This window comes from Aminobacter anthyllidis, from assembly GCF_018555685.1.
GTDB classification, from domain to species: domain Bacteria; phylum Pseudomonadota; class Alphaproteobacteria; order Rhizobiales; family Rhizobiaceae; genus Aminobacter; species Aminobacter anthyllidis.
The window spans coordinates 49,952-66,390 of sequence record NZ_JAFLWW010000012.1 but is presented as its reverse complement, the minus strand read 5'-3'; the positions used below and the strand labels follow the sequence as shown (position 1 = coordinate 66,390).

The window sequence follows — 16,439 nt, the reverse complement described above, 5'->3', positions numbered from 1 at the left end:
AAGTCTTCCTCAGGCCGCCTCGCTGATCCTGGCCAATGCGAGCTTGAGGCTGGCACTTTGCCCCTCCAGGTCGCCGAGACGCTCACGGTCTGCGGCGACCACATCCGGATTCGCGTTGGCAACGAACTTTTCGTTCGCAAGCTTGCCGGCAAAGCGGTCTCCTGCTCGGTTTTTGCAATCGCCTTCTCGAGAAGCGCCTTTTCGGCAGACACATCGATCAGGCTGCCAAGCGGCAGGCAGATGGTCGCCTCGTTGAGCACTGATCTGGGCCGAGCCTTTCGGGGCGACATCTGCCAGAGAGATGTCGCCGACGCGCGCCAACCGCTTGATGGCTGATGCCTGGCGTTCGCGCCGCTCTTGCGTCACCTTGTTGGCGCCGATCACCATCAGCGGCGCGATCGCCGTCGGCGGCACGTTCATCTCGGAGCGCACCGAGCGAATACCGGATACGATGTCGACCAGCCAGTTGATGTCGGCGGCCGCTTCTGCGTCCTCGAAAATCCGGCGACGGCCACGCGGCATGACACAGCAGCGAGGCCCGTTCCTTGCTCTCGCCCGCTGTCTGTGCCCACAACTCCTCGGTCATGAACGGCATCATCGGGTGAAGCAGCTTGAACGAGCCGCTAGCGGCGCGCGCTGAGCAATTGACGGCGGACCCTACCGATGGTGATCAACTCCTTGGATGGCTCAACAGGCGTCTGGTTTTGACGTCGTTATCGACACGTCCTTGGCGGCCGATAAGAGCAGCGGCGAGCCGGCTAGAGACGGTCGAAGTGACCTGAGATACGGAGCTTCGCCAGCAGGATGCTGGCCGTTGCCCTGTGGTCAACCCTCGCTTGCTCACTCAGCGGAGATGCATTCCAGGCAGCCAATTCTGCCACCAAAAGAGCGGTGTCTTCGTTTATCGACGCGCATCTAAGTTGTCCGTTCTTCCCCATCACGATTATCGCTGTGCCGGTCGCGCCATATCCAATCGCCGCCATCCGCTGAACGCAGGCGTCGCCGTCGACGCGAACATCGAACAGAACCGACCCTGCGGTTTTCTCCGCGGCGTCAGCCACACGATCGCCGAACGGTCGATTGAGGCCCTCGATGTTGCCGAGTGACTGCTCAAACAAGGCCAGTTCAACATGCTCCGCCACCATGGCCGCGAGAGTGCGCGCCGGCTGGCGCAATCGGCAAGACGCCAGCGCTGATTATCCACACACCAGCCACCGATGGCCTTTTCATAGGCGACAACAAAGAAGCGCCTTACGTCGGCCGCCGGCTCTCCTGTACTGCAAACGCACTGCTTGGAGGTCCCTCCGTGCCCGCCTAAACTGACTTCGAACGCAAGCAGGCATCGGTCAGAACACTCCTGCGCTGCGGCGACCCAACCCGCCTCATTTGAGGGACACGTGCCCCAAATGCGCATTGGAGACGAACAGAGTTTCCCTCCGGCGGCAAAGAACAGCATCCGATACTTTATCGTCTATATAATTGATAGACATACTGAACAGTGAAGGCAGGGGCCTTTTCCAAAATTGGAGCAAGCCGATGATGTCAGCTGTGGAGAGATTTTCGAGAAGGAGGTTTGGGGCCTTCGTGACCGCTTTTGCGGTAACCTTGGTTGCTTCTTCCTCCACCTTCAGTGCCCAGGCGGGCAGTGCGGACGCCGGTAAGCTGCCGACCAAGATCCCGGAGGGTACGGTGCTTCGCATCGGCGACCCCGAGACGCAAAGGGCACTGGAACTCTCGGGCCTCATCGATAAACTGCCGTTCAAGGTCGAATGGGCCAATATCAGCGGCGGTCCCCAGACAATCGAAGCTTTTCGCGCCAATGCGCTGGACGTCGGATCGGTCGCCGACATTCCGCCCATCCACGCCACCTGGACGGGGCTCAAGGTCAAGATCATTGCCGCGAAGTTCCGCAAGGAACCGGTTGCGCACCCGATTTATCAACTCGGCATTGCGCCGGGCGTCGAGGTCAAGACACTCGCGGACTTGCGCGGCAAACGGATCGCCTTCAGCCCCGGTCAGGCGCAAGGCGCGCTGGTGCTGAGGGTCCTGCAGGCCGCCGGCCTGAAAAAGGAGGATGTCACTCTCATCGAGCTGCCCAGCAAAGGCGATGCCTATCCGGTGGCACTTGCCAGCAAGCAAGTCGACGTCGCGCCGATCTGGGGCGTCCTCGTCAAACACTACCTGCACCAGTACGGTGCCGACGGCGCGACCACTATCCCGCATGGCTTGCGCGACGATCCAGCCCATCTGTATGCGCCACAGGCGGTGCTTGATGACCCGGCCAAAGCTGCCGCTCTCGGCGAATATGTTCACTACTGGGCACCGCGCCAGCAGGCGACGATCGATCTCCTGGCCAGGGAACTGAACAAACCCCCGATCAAGGCCGAGGATCTTTTCGACAGGCGCTTCGAGACGATCGCGGCAAATGCGCTGAACGCGTCCTGACGCCTGCTTCCCAACACTGGAGACGAGCAGATGAATGCATTCTCACATACCGCCGCAGTTGCACTGCCCATTCCCTACGCATCGGATGAAAGGGGATTGTTTCCCCCCGCTGTGCAGGCTCATAAGACCGGGACGAGGCGTCGCCTGGCGCTTGGGCGAGCGATCCCGTTTGGCGCGCTGATCGGGCCTGCAGTATCGCCGGTCTGATCGATCCAAGAACGCTGCCGGCGCCATGGTCCGTTGTCGGCACCGCCATTGATCTCATCGCCGAAGGCAAGCTTCCGGATCATTTGATGACGTCCGCCTGGCGGGCAGCACAGGGTCTGGTGTTCGGAGTCCTGATCGGGACTGTGCTTGCACTCATCTCCGGGTTGTCCCGACTTGGTGAGGCGATCATCGACGGCCCTGTTCAGATCAAGCGGGCGATACCGACGCTCGCCCTGATCCCGCTGCTGATGCTGTGGTTCGGCATCGGCGAGGGCATGAAGGTGACGGCCATCGCGCTGGCTGTGCTGATCCCGATCTATATCCAGACCCACAGCAGCTTGCGCAGCATAGACAACCGTTATGTCGAACTGGCCCAGACTTTGCGAATGGGCTACGGCGAATTCATCCGCGAGGTCATCCTGCCGGGTGCCCTTCCAGGCTTCTTCCTTGGCCTGCGTTTCGCGGTGACCTATGCCTGGCTGTCTCTGGTGGTGGTCGAACAGGTCAATGCCACCAGCGGCATCGGCTACATGATCGACCTCGCACGCAACTACGGCCAGACTGACGTCGTCATCGTCGGTCTCGCCGTCTACGCGTTGCTCGGTCTCGGCTGCGACGGCATCGTCCGCTTCTTCCAGGAAAGGTCGCTGTCATGGCGTCGCACCTTGGCGGATTGAGCGGCGCGCCCGTGGTGCGGGTCGAGAGCCTTGTGAGACGTTTCGGGCCGCGAACCGTCCTAGATGTGAGCTTTCAGGAGGTTGTCCATTCGGACCGAACCGAGGAGACTGGAGTTACCAGGCTTCAGCACTCAGCGGAGGGTCCGAATGAACATCCACAAGAATGCCCGTCTCACGCCGCTGCGTCGAGAGGAGATGGCGCTGGCGGTGATAGAAGGCGGTTTTTCCAAAGCCCATGCGGCGCGGATGTATGGCGTGTCGGCCAAGATCGTGGCGCGTTGGACCGAGCGCTACAAGGCCGCAGGTCGTGACGGCATGGCCGACCGTTCGTCACGGCCCAACGTCATGCCGGACATGACCGAACAGGCAGTGGCCGAGCGCATCGTCGCCTTGCGCCGCCTACGGCTGACCGGCAAGCACATCGCCATGGAGGTCGGCGTCTCGCCTGCCACCGTAAGCCGGGTTCTCAGGCGTGCCGGGCTGTCGCGGCTCAGGGATATCGAGCCGGCCGAACCGATCCGACGCTATGAGCGCGAGCATCCCGGCGAGATGATCCATATCGACATCAAGAAGCTCGGACGTTTCAGCCAAGTCGGCCATCGCATCACCGGCGATCCGCAAAAGGGCAAGTCGCGCGGCGCTGGCTGGGAGTTCGTCCATGTCTGCATCGACGATGCTTCCCGTATCGCTTTCTCGCAAATCCTGCCCGACGAGAAAAAGGAGAGCGCCATCGCTTTCCTCAAGGCGGCGGTGGCCTATTACGCCAGCCTCGGCGTCACCATAGCCCGCGTCATGACCGACAACGGCTCCTGCTACAGATCGAAGGCTTTCGCCAACGCCTGCCGCGATCTCGGCCTCAAGCACGTCACCACAAGGCCCTATACGCCCAAGACCAATGGCAAGGCCGAGCGATTCATCCAGACGGCGCTGCGCGAATGGGCCTACGCCATAGCCTATCCGACATCCGATCACCGTGCCGCCGAACTGCCCGTCTGGCTGCACAGATACAATTGGCATCGCCCACATGGCAGCCTAAAATCAAAAACGCCTATCAGCCGCCTCGCCTTGACCGAGGACAACCTGTTGAGGCTCCACACCTAGACGGCCTAAGTCTCGACATCGAGAAGGGGGAGTTCGTCGCCCTTCTCGGCCGCAGCGGATCGGGCAAGAGTACATTGTTGCGCGCGCTCGCCGATCTCGATGACAAAGTCTCCGGCTCCGGCCGACTCGATACGCCCGAAAAGAAATCGGTGGTGTTCCAGGATGCCCGACTGTTGCCATGGAAACGCGTGCTGGAGAATGTGGTTCTTGGTCTCGACCTGCCGGACGCCGCCGAACGCGGACGGGTAGCGCTCGAAGAGGTTGGCCTGAGCGGCCGCGAAACCGCATGGCCGGTTGAACTGTCTGGTGGCGAGCAGCAGCGCGTGGCATTGGCGCGCTCGCTGGTTCGTGACCTGACCTGCTGCTGGCGGACGAGCCGTTCGGCGCACTCGACGCGCTGACGCGCCTGCGCATGCACGATCTGTTACGCCAGCTCTGCGCCCGGCACCAGCCGGCCGTGCTACTGGTCACCATGATGTCGACGAAGCCGTGACGCTGGCGGACCGGGTTTTGGTGCTCGACAATGGCGCGATCGCCGCCGATATCCCCAGGCCACGCGATCATGGCCATCGCCGGTTCGGCGAGATCCGATCCGAACTTCTGCGTCATCTCGGCGTCGAGACAAAGCCTGCGCTGCCCGTTTGAGCAGCCAACGACCTGTCGCTCAGCGTCACCCCCAGGAGGACTGACATATGCCCACCGAATCACGACAGTTGAACCTCAACCTCTTCATCTATCCTGCCGGCCATCATGAAGCCGGCTGGCGCTACAAGGATTCCGCCCCTGAGAGGGTGCTGGACATCGCCTATTATCAGGAACTGGCGAAAAAGGCCGAGACGAGCAAGTTCGACGCGCTGTTCTTCGCCGATGGGCCCGCGCTCGCCGACAACATCCGCTACGCGAGCCGCTTCAGGCTGGAGCCGCTGACATGGATTTCGGCGCTCGCCGCCGTAACGGAGAAAATAGGCTTCATCGCGACCGCCTCGACCACCTACAACGAACCCTACAACCTGGCCAGGCTGTTTGCTTCCGTCGATCATCTGAGCGGCGGGCGCGGCGGTTGGAACATCGTCACGACGGGTGACGAGTCCGCAGCGTTGAATTTCGGTTTTGACCGACATCCAACCCACGCCGATCGTTACGAACGCGCCGGCGAATTCGTTGACGTGGTGACGAAGCTCTGGGACAGCTGGGAGGACGAGGCGCTCGTCTCGGACCGGGAGTCCGGCATTTTTGCCGACACCGACAAGATCCATCCGATCAACCACATCGGCAAATACCATCGGGTGAAGGGCCCGCTCACGCTTCCGCGCTCGCCGCAGGGACGTCCGGTCTACCTCCAGGCGGGTTCATCGCCAGACGGACGGTCCTTCGCTAGCCGCTATGCCGAGGCGATATTCACAGCCCATCAGACACTCGGCAACGCGCAGGAATTTTATGCCGACATCAAGGCGCGCGTGAAATCAGTTGGCCGCAACCCTGACCACGTCAAGGTGTTGCCCGGCATCAGCCCCTTCATCGGTTCCACCGAGGCCGAAGCCCGCGCGCTGCATGACGAGTTCAACGAGCTGACGCAACCGGAATATTCGCTTCACCAGCTACGCCGCATCGTCGACGCTGATCTTTCCAGCTACGATCTGGACGGGCCATTTCCGCGCGAGCTCATCAGTGTCGAGGGCGAGCGTGGTGCAAGCAGCCGCTTTCATGTCGTGCTTGACATCATCGAGCGCGAGAACCCAACCATCCGCCAGTTGCTCCACCGCCTCGCAGGGGCGCGCGGGCATTGGGTCCAGGCCGGGACGCCCGAACAGATCGCCGACAACATCCAGGAATGGTTCGACAATGGTGCCGCCGATGGCTTCAATATCATGCCGCCCTATCTGCAGGGCGGGTTCGACATATTCGCCGAGGAGGTGGTGCCGATCTTGCGCAGGCGCGGGCTTTTCCGGCACGACTATGACGGGGCAACGCTGAGGGACCATTTCGGTCTGCCGCGTCCGGAAAATACGTTTAGCCAACCGCAAAAGGCGAGCGCCTGAGCTGCTTTCGCAGCGGGCATTCAATCTTGGAGGGATTCGACCGCACACAGGATGCTCGCCCGCATCTTTGGTCGGTGTTTCGCGTCGTGACCGGCTCCTGGCGCATGTATCCGGCCGGTTGGTTTTCGGTTCGGGCGCGGCCTTATTAGGGAGACGATAGCCACCTCCCAGGATCGCGTCCGATTGCTTGACTATCTTGCCGGGCTATTCGTCTTCCTCGCATTAGCGGAAGTTAAATTTTGAGTGTTTCGGCTTGCCGCAAATTAGGGTCTCGGTGGCATAACTGGCAGGAAGGGGTTGCGTCAGGACGATGCCCGGGAGGTGCGTGCGCGCATTGCGGAACTGGAGCGCGACCTCGTGGCGACCACATCGCAGGGACGCCATCGACGTTTCGACGCCGGGAATGAACTTCGTATTGCGAAGTTCCGCCTGGAGCGTCTCGAGGAATGCATCGCCGGAATAGCGGAGAAATGTGGATGTTAGCGGAAGCTCGCCGCTCCGTTCCGTCCTTCCGCTGGGGATAACAGTCATGTTCGACATTTGTTCTTTTCCAAAAGGGGCCGGCAAAATATAGTCTGGGACCATCAGCCCCCAGCCGAGTCAGCGCGCCAATGACCGTCCAGCCCGGGATTCTCAACGAACCGACAATCAGCTGCCCAAGCTGCAAAACGGAGATCAAGCTCAACGAGTCGCTCGCGGCGCCGCTGATTGCCGCCACCCGCGAGGACTATGAACGGCGCTTGGCGCAGAGCAACGCGTCCATGGCGGCCCGAGAGGATGAGCTTGAACGCGAGCAGGCCGCGATCGAAGCCGCCAAAGAGGACATCGGCAATCAGGTGGCTGAGCAAATCAAGCTTGAGCGTGCCGCAATCGCGGTCGAGGAAGCTCGCAAGGCAAAATTGCTGCTTTCGGTAGACCTGGAGAACAGGGATAACAAGCTTGCCGAGCTGGAAGCGACGTTGAAGGCGCGCGACGAAAAGCTCGCCGAGGCCCAGCAGCAACAGGCGGAATTCCTGAAACAGCAACGTGCGCTTGACGATGAAAAGCGGGAGATGGCGCTGACCATCGAAAAGAAGATCCAGGAAGGATTGGATGCGGTTCGCATCAAGGCGAGAACGGAAGCCGAAGACGGCCTCCAAATGAAGGTTGCGGAAAAAGAAGAACAGATCGCCGGCAGGCAGCGCCAGATCGAGGAGCTGAAGCGCCGTGCCGAGCAGGGCTCCCAGCAGCTGCAGGGTGAGGTCCTCGAGCTTGAGCTGGAGTCCCTTATTGCCAGCCGGTTCCCGATGGACATCATTGAACCGGTCGCCAAGGGCGAGTTCGGCGGAGATGTCCTGCACCGCGTGGTCGGACCGGCAGGCCAGTCATGCGGCGCCATTTTGTGGGAATCGAAACGCACCAAGAACTGGAGCCAGGGCTGGCTGGGCAAGCTCAGAGGAGATCAACGCGCGGCGAAAGCGGATATCGCGCTGATGATCTCGGAAGCGTTGCCTTCCGGCGTGGAAACCTTCGATCTTATGGACGGCGTCTATGTCGCCCATCCCAAATGCGCGATCCCCATCGCCATCATGCTTCGATAATCCCTGATCGAGCTGGCCAACTCCCGCCTTGCCCAGGACGGCCAGGCCACCAAGATGGAGCAGGTTTACGGCTATCTGACCGGTGCGCGCTTCCGCCACCGCGTCGAGGCGATCGTGGAGAAATTCTCGGACATGCAGGAGGACCTCGCCAAGGAACGCAAGGCCACAACACGCCTGTGGGCCAAACGCGAGGCCCAGATCCAAGGGGTGATCGGGTCGACCGTCGGCATGTATGGTGACTTGCAGGGTATCGCCGGAAAAGTGATGCAGGAGATTGAGGGGCTGGATGTGCTGGTGATTGAAGCCTCTTCGCCGGAAACCGAATAGTTGACCCTTCACGCCGGCCAAGAACGCCCTCACAAAGACTAAGCCGAAACCCCAGGACGCGACAGACAGAGGGCCCAAGCCCCTCCTCCGCATCCACCCCTTGTGGAATTGTTCCCGGGCTGGGAAATTCCGCCCTATGAAATGATGCTGATCTTCCCCAACCTGAAGAACCAGTCCAAGGCACAGGCCGCATTCCGCGATTATGTGAACACCGTCGATTTTTCAGCGTTTGCCGTTGGGCGTTAGCCGGAACTTCCTGAGTTTGACGGCCGCTTTGTTCCGCAAAGCGGACTATCTGTCGCAAAACTCCCAAAGTTTGCTACGTCACAGGCTTTAGGCGCGACAAAAGCCATCGGTTGGAAAAATGATCAATCCTGTAATTATCGTGCCCTATGATCCCGCCTGGCCCGCTGTTTTTGGCCAGATCAGAGATGAGATCGTACGAGCTTTAGGGGCAACTGCGCTTGAGATTGAGCATATCGGAAGCACTTCGGTCGCCGGTTTGGCCGCGAAGCCCATAATCGACATGGACGTGGTGATCCCAACCGAAGCCGACCTTTCCGTTGCAATCAGCAAACTCTCGCAAATCGGATATACGTATGACGGTGAGAGGGCATTGGTGGGCGTCACGCCTTTATTCAGCCGAGCAGGTTGCCGGCGCATCACCTCTACGTATGTGAGCGGCCAACCCAGAACTCGCGCGGCATATAGCTTTTCGCGACTACCTGCGCGCCAATCGCGACGCGGCGAAAACATACGGGCTTCTCAAGAAGCGTCTTGCCGACAGGTTCGGCTCTGATCGAGACGGATACAGCAACGCCAAAACGGCGTTCATCGCCAAAGCACTGTCAATGCGGTCGCGGAACTCCTGACTTTCCGACCGGATTACGGATGCTGCGCTTTGCTGGCGGCAGACCGCGAATGTTGATGCGGCGCTTGTCAGGTCTTGCGAGGCCGAGGGTGCCTCCAACATGGCGACGGAGAGGTAAATGCGCTTCCGCCGCTGACGAGCTGCATCGCAGACCCGTTGTGTTTCGGCCTCGTCAGACTGGAGCGCGATAATGGCGTTCTAACCGCAAATTCTCCGTCGCGACTGAGTGTACTATCGAGTCGCTCCCCATCGCCAACCTGAAGGAGGAATGCCGGGCGGAGGACCAGGAAGCCATTAAGCGAGCGAGGACCGACTAGCTACGACGGGTCCTGAGCCTCTTGCGCCCTCGTTTCCCAGGCGCGACGTCAGTGCAACTGCCCGTTCAAACGTCTAGGCCGCGAGAACCCGTTCCGAGCCACGCGCGGTGCTGCGCACACCACGATGACGTCGTTCATCGAAAGGCGAGGCTTGAAACGCCACAAGCGGGGAAAGGAATTTCACAAGTAGATGCAAACACGCAATCCCCTTTCTCTATAGATTTTGTAGAAATAACTATTCTGTCCCCATGTCGCGACTGCGGCCCCCGCATTTTCAAGAGAGGGACAGCACCTGATGACCAGACCCGAAATCGTCGGATTTTCCGGCAGCTTCAGTTCTCCCTCCCGCACCCGCGCTTTGGTCGAAGAGATCGCAAGGCGAACAGCGCAACAATACGACAGGAGCTTCGAGGTCATCGATATTGGCCAGTTCCTGCCTTCGCTGGGCGCAGCGCACCGCCTTTCCGATCTGGACACGAAGGCAAGGAGACTTGTTGACCATCTGCTGCAAGCCGAGGCGCTGGTCGTCGCAAGCCCGGTCTACAAAGGCAGTTACGCTGGCCTCTTCAAGCATTTCATCGATCTGCTGGAGCCCACCGCGTTCATAGGCAAGCCGGTACTGCTCGCCGCGACCGGCGGCGGAGACCGACACGCGTTGATCGTCGAGCATCAGCTGCGGCCGCTCTTCGGGTTCTTCGAGGCACGAACGCTGGCGACAGGGATCTATGCTTCAGAACGCGACTTCGTCGACCAAATGTCGGTCTCGCCGATACTGGCCGATCGTCTCGATCGCGCGATCGCGCAATTCGCGCCCTATCTGGCGTCGCGAACTCGAGACGAGTTGGTTTCGGATTCCGACGCGCCTCAGGCGGACATTGCTATCGCCCGCGGCCAGTGGCGCTCTTCGACCCGAGATTCCAACGCAAATCTGGCCTGAAGCGCCTTCTCCAGCCCTGTCTGGATCTTCGAGCAATCGTCAGCCGCAACCAAAAGCTCAATCCGCCTGGAGACTAACCATGACCAAGCCTGCTTTCATTGATGCAACCATTCTGGAAGCCGATGTTGCTCCCCTCACCGCACGCGTCGGCGCAGAGATCAGCAACGTTCGTTTATCCGGGGATCTACCCCACACTGTGGTGGTGGCGATCAATAAGCTTCTGCTCCGCCACAAGGTCGTGTTCTTCCGCGACCAGGGGCACCTGGACGATGCCGAGCAGGAGCGTTTCGCCCAGCGGCTCGGCGACTTGGTGCCGCATCCAACCCAGGGGTCAATCGTCGGCACGACCTCAATCCTCGAACTCGATTCAAGCCGTGGCGGCGGTCGCGCCGATCAGTGGCACACTGACGTCACGTTCGTTGACGCCTATCCAAAGTTCTCGGTCCTGCGCGGCGTCGTCATTCCTTCGGCCGGTGGCGACACGATCTGGTCGAATACCGCGGCCGCCTAAGAGAGTTTACCGCCAACGCTCAAGCGGTTCGCCGACGATCTTTGGGCGGTTCACAGCAACACCTACGACTACGCGGCGGTGCGACCGCGGGCGACAGAGGCGGAAGCAAAACACTTCGATGAGGTGTTTACTTCGACGATTTACGAGACCGAACACCCGGTTGTGCGGGTTCATCCCGAGACCGGTGAGCGCACCCTCCTTCTCGGCAACTTCGTGCAGCGGTTCGTCGGCCTGTCCAGAAGCGACTTCCACCGGATCCACGAGTTGTTCCAATCCTACGTTACCGCACCGGAGAATACCATTCGCTGGCGTTGGCAGCGCGGTGATGTGGCGATCTGGGACAACCGCGCCACGCAGCACTACGCCGTCAATGACTACGGCGATCAGCGCCGCGTCGTCCACCGCGCCACGGTCGACGGCGACGTGCCAGTCGCCGTCGACGGACGTCGCAGCGTCTCTCGGACGAAGGCCGCCAAGCCGGCAAGGATCAAGGCCGCCTGAACACCAGGGGACATGTCTTCAACTGATGCGACAAGAAGGGATTTGACAATGTCCAGACAGATCAAGCTTGCCGCCTTTCTGCCAGGCGGCGGCCAGCATATTGCCGCCTGGCGCCATCCCGACGCTCCCGCCGACGGCGCGACGAACTTCGAGTTCCACAAGCAACTGGCACTGACCGCCGAGCGCGGCCTGTTCGATGCCTATTTCCTGGCCGACAATCTGACCGTCGGCCTCGGCGCTCGCGAAGGCGGCAACGGCAAGATCGCTGGCTTCGAGCCGGTGACGCTGTTTGCAGCACTTGCGCCGCTGACCACGCATCTTGGCTTCATCGCCACGGCGTCGACCACCTATGAGGAGCCCTTTACGCTGGCACGCAAATTCGCTTCGCTCGATCTGTTGTCCAACGGCCGGGCCGGCTGGAATGTCGTGACCTCGGCCGGCGATGAGACCGCCCAGAATTTCAACCGCGATGTCCAGCCCAACCATGCCGACCGCTATGCGCGGGCGCATGAACATGTCGACACGGTCAAGGCGCTGTGGGACAGCTGGGAGGACGACGCCTTCATCCGCGACAAGCAGTCGGGTCGCTTCCATGACAAGGGCAAGTTGCACGACATCAATCACAAGGGCGAGCATTTCAGCGTCAAGGGCCCGCTCAACGTGCCGCGGCCCGTGCAGGGACATCCGGTGGTGGTGCAGGCCGGACAGTCCGAGGATGGACGTGGGCTTGCCGCGCATTCGGCCGAGGTCATCTTCACCGCCCATCAGAAGCTCGAGACGGCGCAGGAATTCTACCGCGACATCAAGGCGCGCGTGGCCGCTGTTGGCCGCGATCCCGACCAAGTGCTGATCATGCCGGGCGTGGCGCCCTTCGTCGGCCATACAAAGCAAGAAGCGCAGGAAAAATACCAGCGGCTGAACGACCTCATCCTGCCGGAGGACGGCGTTGCCTTGCTCAACGGGCTGGCTGGCCAGACGCTCGACATCAGGGGCTATCCGCTCGACGGACCGCTGCCGCCGAGCCGGGAAACCGAAGGCCTGAAAAGCCGCCAGGCGTTGATCGCCAGATCACCGACGAGAACAACTTCACCATCCGCCAGCTCTACCAGTGGGTGGCGACGGCGCGCGGCCACTACACCATCGTCGGCAGCGCCACGGAAGTGGCCGACCTGCTGGAGGAATGGTTCACCAGCGAGGCTGCCGACGGCTTCAACATCCTGCCGCCATGGCTGCCGGGCGCACTCGACGACTTCGTCGACCTAGTCATCCCCGAGTTGCAGCGCCGCGGCCTGTTCCGCACCGCTTACGAAGGCAGGACGCTGCGCGAGAACCTGGGCCTCAGGCGGCCGGAAAATCCGTGGACATCAGCTCGCTCGACCGTGCTGGCCGCCGAATAATCCGACGCGCCAACAATCTTCCAGGGAAGGGACAAGACGATGACTTTGCAGCACATCGAGCGGCCGATCACGATCGGCGCACGCCGCGACGGAACCAGCCTCGACACCGACATCCCGCGGCGGCCGGGTCGCCGCCCGCTTCCTGTCGCGCTACGGCGTTCTTCTGGCCTTCCTCGCTCTCTGGCAGGTGGCGAGCAGCGTCGGGTGGGTCAATGCCGCCGTGCTGCCGCCGATCGACATGATCGGCGCCGCCCTTTGGAAAGGGCTCGCTGGCGGTACCTTGCTCGGCGACATTGCCATCAGTCTGCAGCGCGCCGGCATTGCCTTTGCAGCCGCCGTTGCGGTCGCCATTCCGCTTGGCCTGTTCATGGGCCAGGTGCGCGCCGTCGAAACCGCGCTCGATCCGATCCTGCAGCTGTTCCGGCAGACCTCGGCGCTGGCGCTCTACCCGGTGTTCATCCTGCTGCTGGGGCTTGGCGAAACTTCCAAGATCTTTGTCATCTTCTGGGCGACTTTGTTTCCGCTGCTGCTCAACACCACCAGCGGCGTCAAGTAAGTCGATCCAAAACTGCTCGAAATGGCACGCGTCTATGGCGCGACGCGTCTCACCGTGTTCCGCCGTGTCGTGCTGCCGGGAGCGGTACCCTCGATCTTCGTCGGCTTGAGGCTGAGCGCCACCACGGCGCTGCTGCTCCTGATCGCGTCCGAGATGATCGGCGCCAACAAGGGCATTGGCTTCCAGGTGATGAACGCGCAGTACAATTTCCAGATCCCGCTGATGTTTGCAGCAATCGTCATCCTCGCCGGCTTGGGCCTGATCGCCAACCAGGCGCTGGTTATTCTGCAGCGGCGCCTGTGCCGCTGGAGTAATCCCGTCAACTGAGCAGTCCCCTCCTCTCGACCCCAGGAAAGATAGGACCATGAAAATCACGCGTCGTTCCCTGCTTGCCGGTGCACCGCTTGCCGCCGGTATCATTGCCGCCGGCCTACCCCGCTTCGCCTTTGCGCAAGCCGCACCTGTCAAATTCCGCTACCTCGCCAGCCGGGGCAGCATCTCGCCACATGAATTGGCCGACGAGCTTGGCTACTATAAGGGGCTCGGCGTCGAACTGGAGAACGTCGGCTATGTCGGCGGTGGACCGGAATCGCTGTTTGCGCTTTCCTCTGGCAGCGTCGACATCGGCTCGGCCGCCACCGCCGCGGTGATCAACTCGATCTCCGGCGGCAACGACTTCGTCGCCGCCTATCCGAGCAACGGCATCAACAGGCAAGTCAAAAGCGTCTTCTACGTGCTCGAAGACAGCCCGATCAAATCGATCGCCGATATCGCCGGCAAGACCATCTCGGTCAACACGCTCGGCGCCCATCTCGACTACACGGTGCGCGAGGCGCTGCACAGCGTTGGCCTGCCGCCGGATGCCGCCAACCTTGTCGTCGTGCCCGGGCCGCAGCTCGAACAGACCTTGCGCTCGCGCCAGGTCGATATCGCGGGCCTCGGCTACTGGCAGGCGACCTTCGCCGGCGCGCTGGTCGCCAAAAGCGGCGTGCGCGGCGTGTTCAACGACACCGACGTGCTGGGCGAACTCGCCGGCGGCTTCGTCGTGCTGCGGCGTGATTTCATCGCCGCCAACCCGGACGCGGCGCGCAACTTCGTTGAACAGTCCGCACGCGCTTCCGACTGGTCGCGGCAGAATCCGGACGAAGCCCGCAAGGTGCTGGCTGACATCCTCAACAAGCGCGGCGAAAATGGCGGGCTCGCGCGTTACTGGACCGGCTTTGGCCTGCGCGAAGGGGCGAAAGCAACCGACCGCGACATCGAGTTCTGGGTTGCCGTACTGGAACGTGACGGCCGCCTGGCCAAGGGCAAACTGAAAGGTGCCGACATTCTGTACCGGCCCGGCGAAACCAAGATCAACTGAGCCCTGAAATAGCTGAGATATGAGATGACCGGTTCCAACCGTGGTGGAGAGGTCTCGATCCGCGAGCTCTCCAAATCCTTCAGCCTTGGCGGGCGCCAGCTTGCCGTGCTGAGGAGGCTCAACCTCGACATCCGCTCCGGTGAATGCCTGGTCATCGTCGGCGCCAGCGGTTCGGGCAAGACCACGCTGCTGCGCATCCTTGCCGGGCTGGAGGCGGCCGACAGCGGCGGTGTCGCAATCGACGGCAAGCCGGTGCATGGCGTCGGCGTCGATCGTGCGGTGATCTTCCAGGAACCGCGACTGCTGCCCTGGCTCACCGTGCTCGGCAACGTCGCCTTCGGCCTCGAAGTGCGCGGCGTGCCCAAGAGTGAAGCCGAGGAACGCGCCCGCTTCTACGTCGCGCTGGTCGGACTTGCCGAATTCGCCGATGCTTATCCCAGGCAGCTTTCCGGCGGCATGGCGCAGCGCGTCGGCATCGCCCGGGCGCTCACCGTCCAGCCCGAGATTCTTCTGCTTGACGAGCCGCTGGGAGCGCTGGACGCCATGACCAAGATCGGCATGCAAGAAGAACTGGCGCGCATCTGGAGCGAGGAGAACGTCACCATGGTCATGGTCACCCACGATCTGGAAGAGGCGATCTATCTGGCCGACCGGGTGCTGATCCTGCCCAAGGAGAAGGGCGGCGCGACGCGGCTGATTACCGTCGACCTGCCGCGGCCGCGCCAGCGTAGCGAAAGCCGCTTCGTGCGTTACCGTGAAGAATTGCTGCGCGAGTTCGGCTTGCACTAGGGTCGCGCGCCAGACGGTCAAGCGTCGTCATCGGCCTGATCGCGGCCCAACGAATTGCGGGACGCAACGGCCGAAACGGCTCAAGGCAAGTCGTGATCTGATGCAGTCATGATGTCATCCCGGCCAATTCCCGGCCGGGCCGATGACGGTGATGTCTTGATAATACTTGATAAGCGAACTATCTTGAGCGCAACTCGTCCGAAGGAGGCTTCGCGCATGATCAGTGCCGATCTGGGTAAACAGCTCGAAAGCTATATCCAGCAGCTTGTCGATACGGGCCGCTATGGCTCGAAAAGTGAAGTGCTGCGGGAGGGCGTGCGGCTGATTCAAGATCGTGAGACGCGCCTTCTCGCCCTTGACGCCTCAATCATGCGCGGTATTGCCGATGCTGATGCAGGTCGAACGAAGCCCGCGAGCGACGTTTTTGACCGGCTTGAAGCAAAGTATCGCTCTATTGCTGAACAGGCCGAAAAGTCAGCATGATCGTTGAGTTTTCGGACGAAGCCGAAAGCGATCTTGAACGGATTGCCGCCTACATAGCGAAGGATAATCCTCGTCGTGCTCTTTCGTTCATCCAAGAGCTACGCGGTAAATGTGAAGCCTTAGCCGAGACTCCAAAGGGCGCTTCTTTGGTGCCTCGATATGAACAGCACGGCATTCGCCGCGGGGTTCATGGCGGTTACTTGATTTTCTACCGTGCTGAACGCGAACAGATTGTGATCATCCATGTCCGCCACGGCGCGATGGACTATGCCGCGATACTGTTTGAGGACTAACATAAATTGGCACCGGCTGTTCTCGGCGTGATCCTTCGGCAGCGC

Annotated in this window: 13 protein-coding genes and 8 pseudogenes; 17 read left to right on the top strand and 4 right to left on the bottom strand. The window is 61.3% G+C overall.

From position 1 onward, the window contains the following. Positions 1 to 9: 9 nt before the first annotated feature. The 3 genes and pseudogenes from J1C56_RS28545 to J1C56_RS28540 form a co-directional block, all read right to left on the bottom strand. Positions 10 to 420, bottom strand: a complete 411-nt coding sequence (locus J1C56_RS28545) for a hypothetical protein (RefSeq protein WP_420797438.1) — start codon at positions 418 to 420, stop codon at positions 10 to 12. Positions 421 to 478: 58 nt separating this feature from the next. Continuing rightward, a pseudogene (locus tag J1C56_RS33795) lies at positions 479 to 586 on the bottom strand (hypothetical protein); the annotation flags it as partial. A gap of 172 nt (positions 587 to 758) precedes the next feature. Beyond that, a complete protein-coding gene (locus J1C56_RS28540) occupies positions 759 to 1,145 on the bottom strand; it encodes a hypothetical protein (RefSeq protein WP_214393432.1) in 387 nt (128 codons plus the stop codon). 394 nt (positions 1,146 to 1,539) lie between these two features. Between J1C56_RS28540 and J1C56_RS28535 the strand changes: the two genes are divergently transcribed. The 5 genes and pseudogenes from J1C56_RS28535 (at position 1,540) to J1C56_RS28515 (ending at position 6,469) form a co-directional block, all read left to right on the top strand. Continuing rightward, entirely contained in the window at positions 1,540 to 2,445 is a 906-nt protein-coding gene (locus J1C56_RS28535) for an ABC transporter substrate-binding protein (protein WP_214393431.1), read from the top strand. 30 nt (positions 2,446 to 2,475) lie between these two features. Continuing rightward, positions 2,476 to 3,329: pseudogene (locus tag J1C56_RS28530) on the top strand (ABC transporter permease). Between the two features lie 147 nt (positions 3,330 to 3,476). Further along, the gene (locus tag J1C56_RS28525; RefSeq protein WP_214392401.1) at positions 3,477 to 4,430 is read left to right on the top strand and encodes an IS481 family transposase; all 954 of its coding nucleotides are present in this window, start codon (positions 3,477 to 3,479) and stop codon (positions 4,428 to 4,430) included. Then, positions 4,367 to 5,075 (top strand): annotated as a pseudogene (locus J1C56_RS28520) (ABC transporter ATP-binding protein). The gene J1C56_RS28525 and the pseudogene J1C56_RS28520 overlap by 64 nt, the downstream one beginning before the upstream one ends. Positions 5,076 to 5,122: 47 nt before the next feature. After that, complete coding sequence (locus J1C56_RS28515) at positions 5,123 to 6,469, top strand: LLM class flavin-dependent oxidoreductase (protein WP_214393352.1); 1,347 nt, start codon at positions 5,123 to 5,125, stop codon at positions 6,467 to 6,469. 222 nt (positions 6,470 to 6,691) lie between these two features. Here J1C56_RS28515 and J1C56_RS28510 read toward each other — a convergent pair whose 3' ends face one another. Continuing rightward, positions 6,692 to 7,009, bottom strand: a complete 318-nt coding sequence (locus tag J1C56_RS28510) for a hypothetical protein (RefSeq protein ID WP_214393351.1) — start codon at positions 7,007 to 7,009, stop codon at positions 6,692 to 6,694. A gap of 71 nt (positions 7,010 to 7,080) precedes the next feature. On the opposite strand from J1C56_RS28510, the pseudogene J1C56_RS28505 reads away from it, so the two are divergent. The 12 genes and pseudogenes from J1C56_RS28505 to J1C56_RS28455 all read left to right on the top strand — a co-directional run bounded on the left by J1C56_RS28505 (position 7,081) and on the right by J1C56_RS28455 (position 16,394). Then, positions 7,081 to 8,376, top strand: a pseudogene (locus tag J1C56_RS28505) (DUF2130 domain-containing protein). A 102-nt stretch (positions 8,377 to 8,478) separates the two neighbouring features. Continuing rightward, entirely contained in the window at positions 8,479 to 8,622 is a 144-nt protein-coding gene (locus J1C56_RS28500) for a hypothetical protein (RefSeq protein WP_214393350.1), read from the top strand. Positions 8,623 to 8,740: 118 nt separating this feature from the next. Beyond that, positions 8,741 to 8,983 (top strand): annotated as a pseudogene (locus J1C56_RS33790) (GrpB family protein); the annotation flags it as partial. 100 nt (positions 8,984 to 9,083) lie between these two features. After that, a complete protein-coding gene (locus J1C56_RS33785; protein ID WP_420797440.1) occupies positions 9,084 to 9,248 on the top strand; it encodes a GrpB family protein in 165 nt (54 codons plus the stop codon). Positions 9,249 to 9,859: 611 nt separating this feature from the next. After that, on the top strand, positions 9,860 to 10,501 hold the full coding sequence (gene msuE / locus J1C56_RS28490; protein WP_214393348.1) for an FMN reductase: 642 nt from the start codon (positions 9,860 to 9,862) through the stop codon (positions 10,499 to 10,501). A 79-nt stretch (positions 10,502 to 10,580) separates the two neighbouring features. Further along, a pseudogene (locus J1C56_RS28485) lies at positions 10,581 to 11,513 on the top strand (TauD/TfdA dioxygenase family protein). Between the two features lie 48 nt (positions 11,514 to 11,561). Continuing rightward, positions 11,562 to 12,910: pseudogene (locus J1C56_RS28480) on the top strand (LLM class flavin-dependent oxidoreductase). A 136-nt stretch (positions 12,911 to 13,046) separates the two neighbouring features. After that, positions 13,047 to 13,793: pseudogene (locus tag J1C56_RS28475) on the top strand (ABC transporter permease); the annotation flags it as partial. 37 nt (positions 13,794 to 13,830) lie between these two features. Next, positions 13,831 to 14,829, top strand: coding sequence for an ABC transporter substrate-binding protein (locus J1C56_RS28470; RefSeq protein WP_214393347.1), 999 nt, complete (start codon positions 13,831 to 13,833; stop codon positions 14,827 to 14,829). A gap of 24 nt (positions 14,830 to 14,853) precedes the next feature. Next, a complete protein-coding gene (locus tag J1C56_RS28465) occupies positions 14,854 to 15,618 on the top strand; it encodes an ABC transporter ATP-binding protein (RefSeq protein WP_214393346.1) in 765 nt (254 codons plus the stop codon). Positions 15,619 to 15,834: 216 nt separating this feature from the next. Next, positions 15,835 to 16,101, top strand: a complete 267-nt coding sequence (locus J1C56_RS28460) for a type II toxin-antitoxin system ParD family antitoxin (RefSeq protein ID WP_127253916.1) — start codon at positions 15,835 to 15,837, stop codon at positions 16,099 to 16,101. Then, positions 16,098 to 16,394 carry a type II toxin-antitoxin system RelE/ParE family toxin gene (locus tag J1C56_RS28455; RefSeq protein WP_214393345.1) on the top strand — a complete coding sequence of 99 codons (297 nt, stop codon included), beginning with the start codon at positions 16,098 to 16,100 and terminating at the stop codon, positions 16,392 to 16,394. The genes J1C56_RS28460 and J1C56_RS28455 overlap by 4 nt, the downstream gene beginning before the upstream one ends. The last annotated feature ends 45 nt before the right edge of the window (positions 16,395 to 16,439 follow it).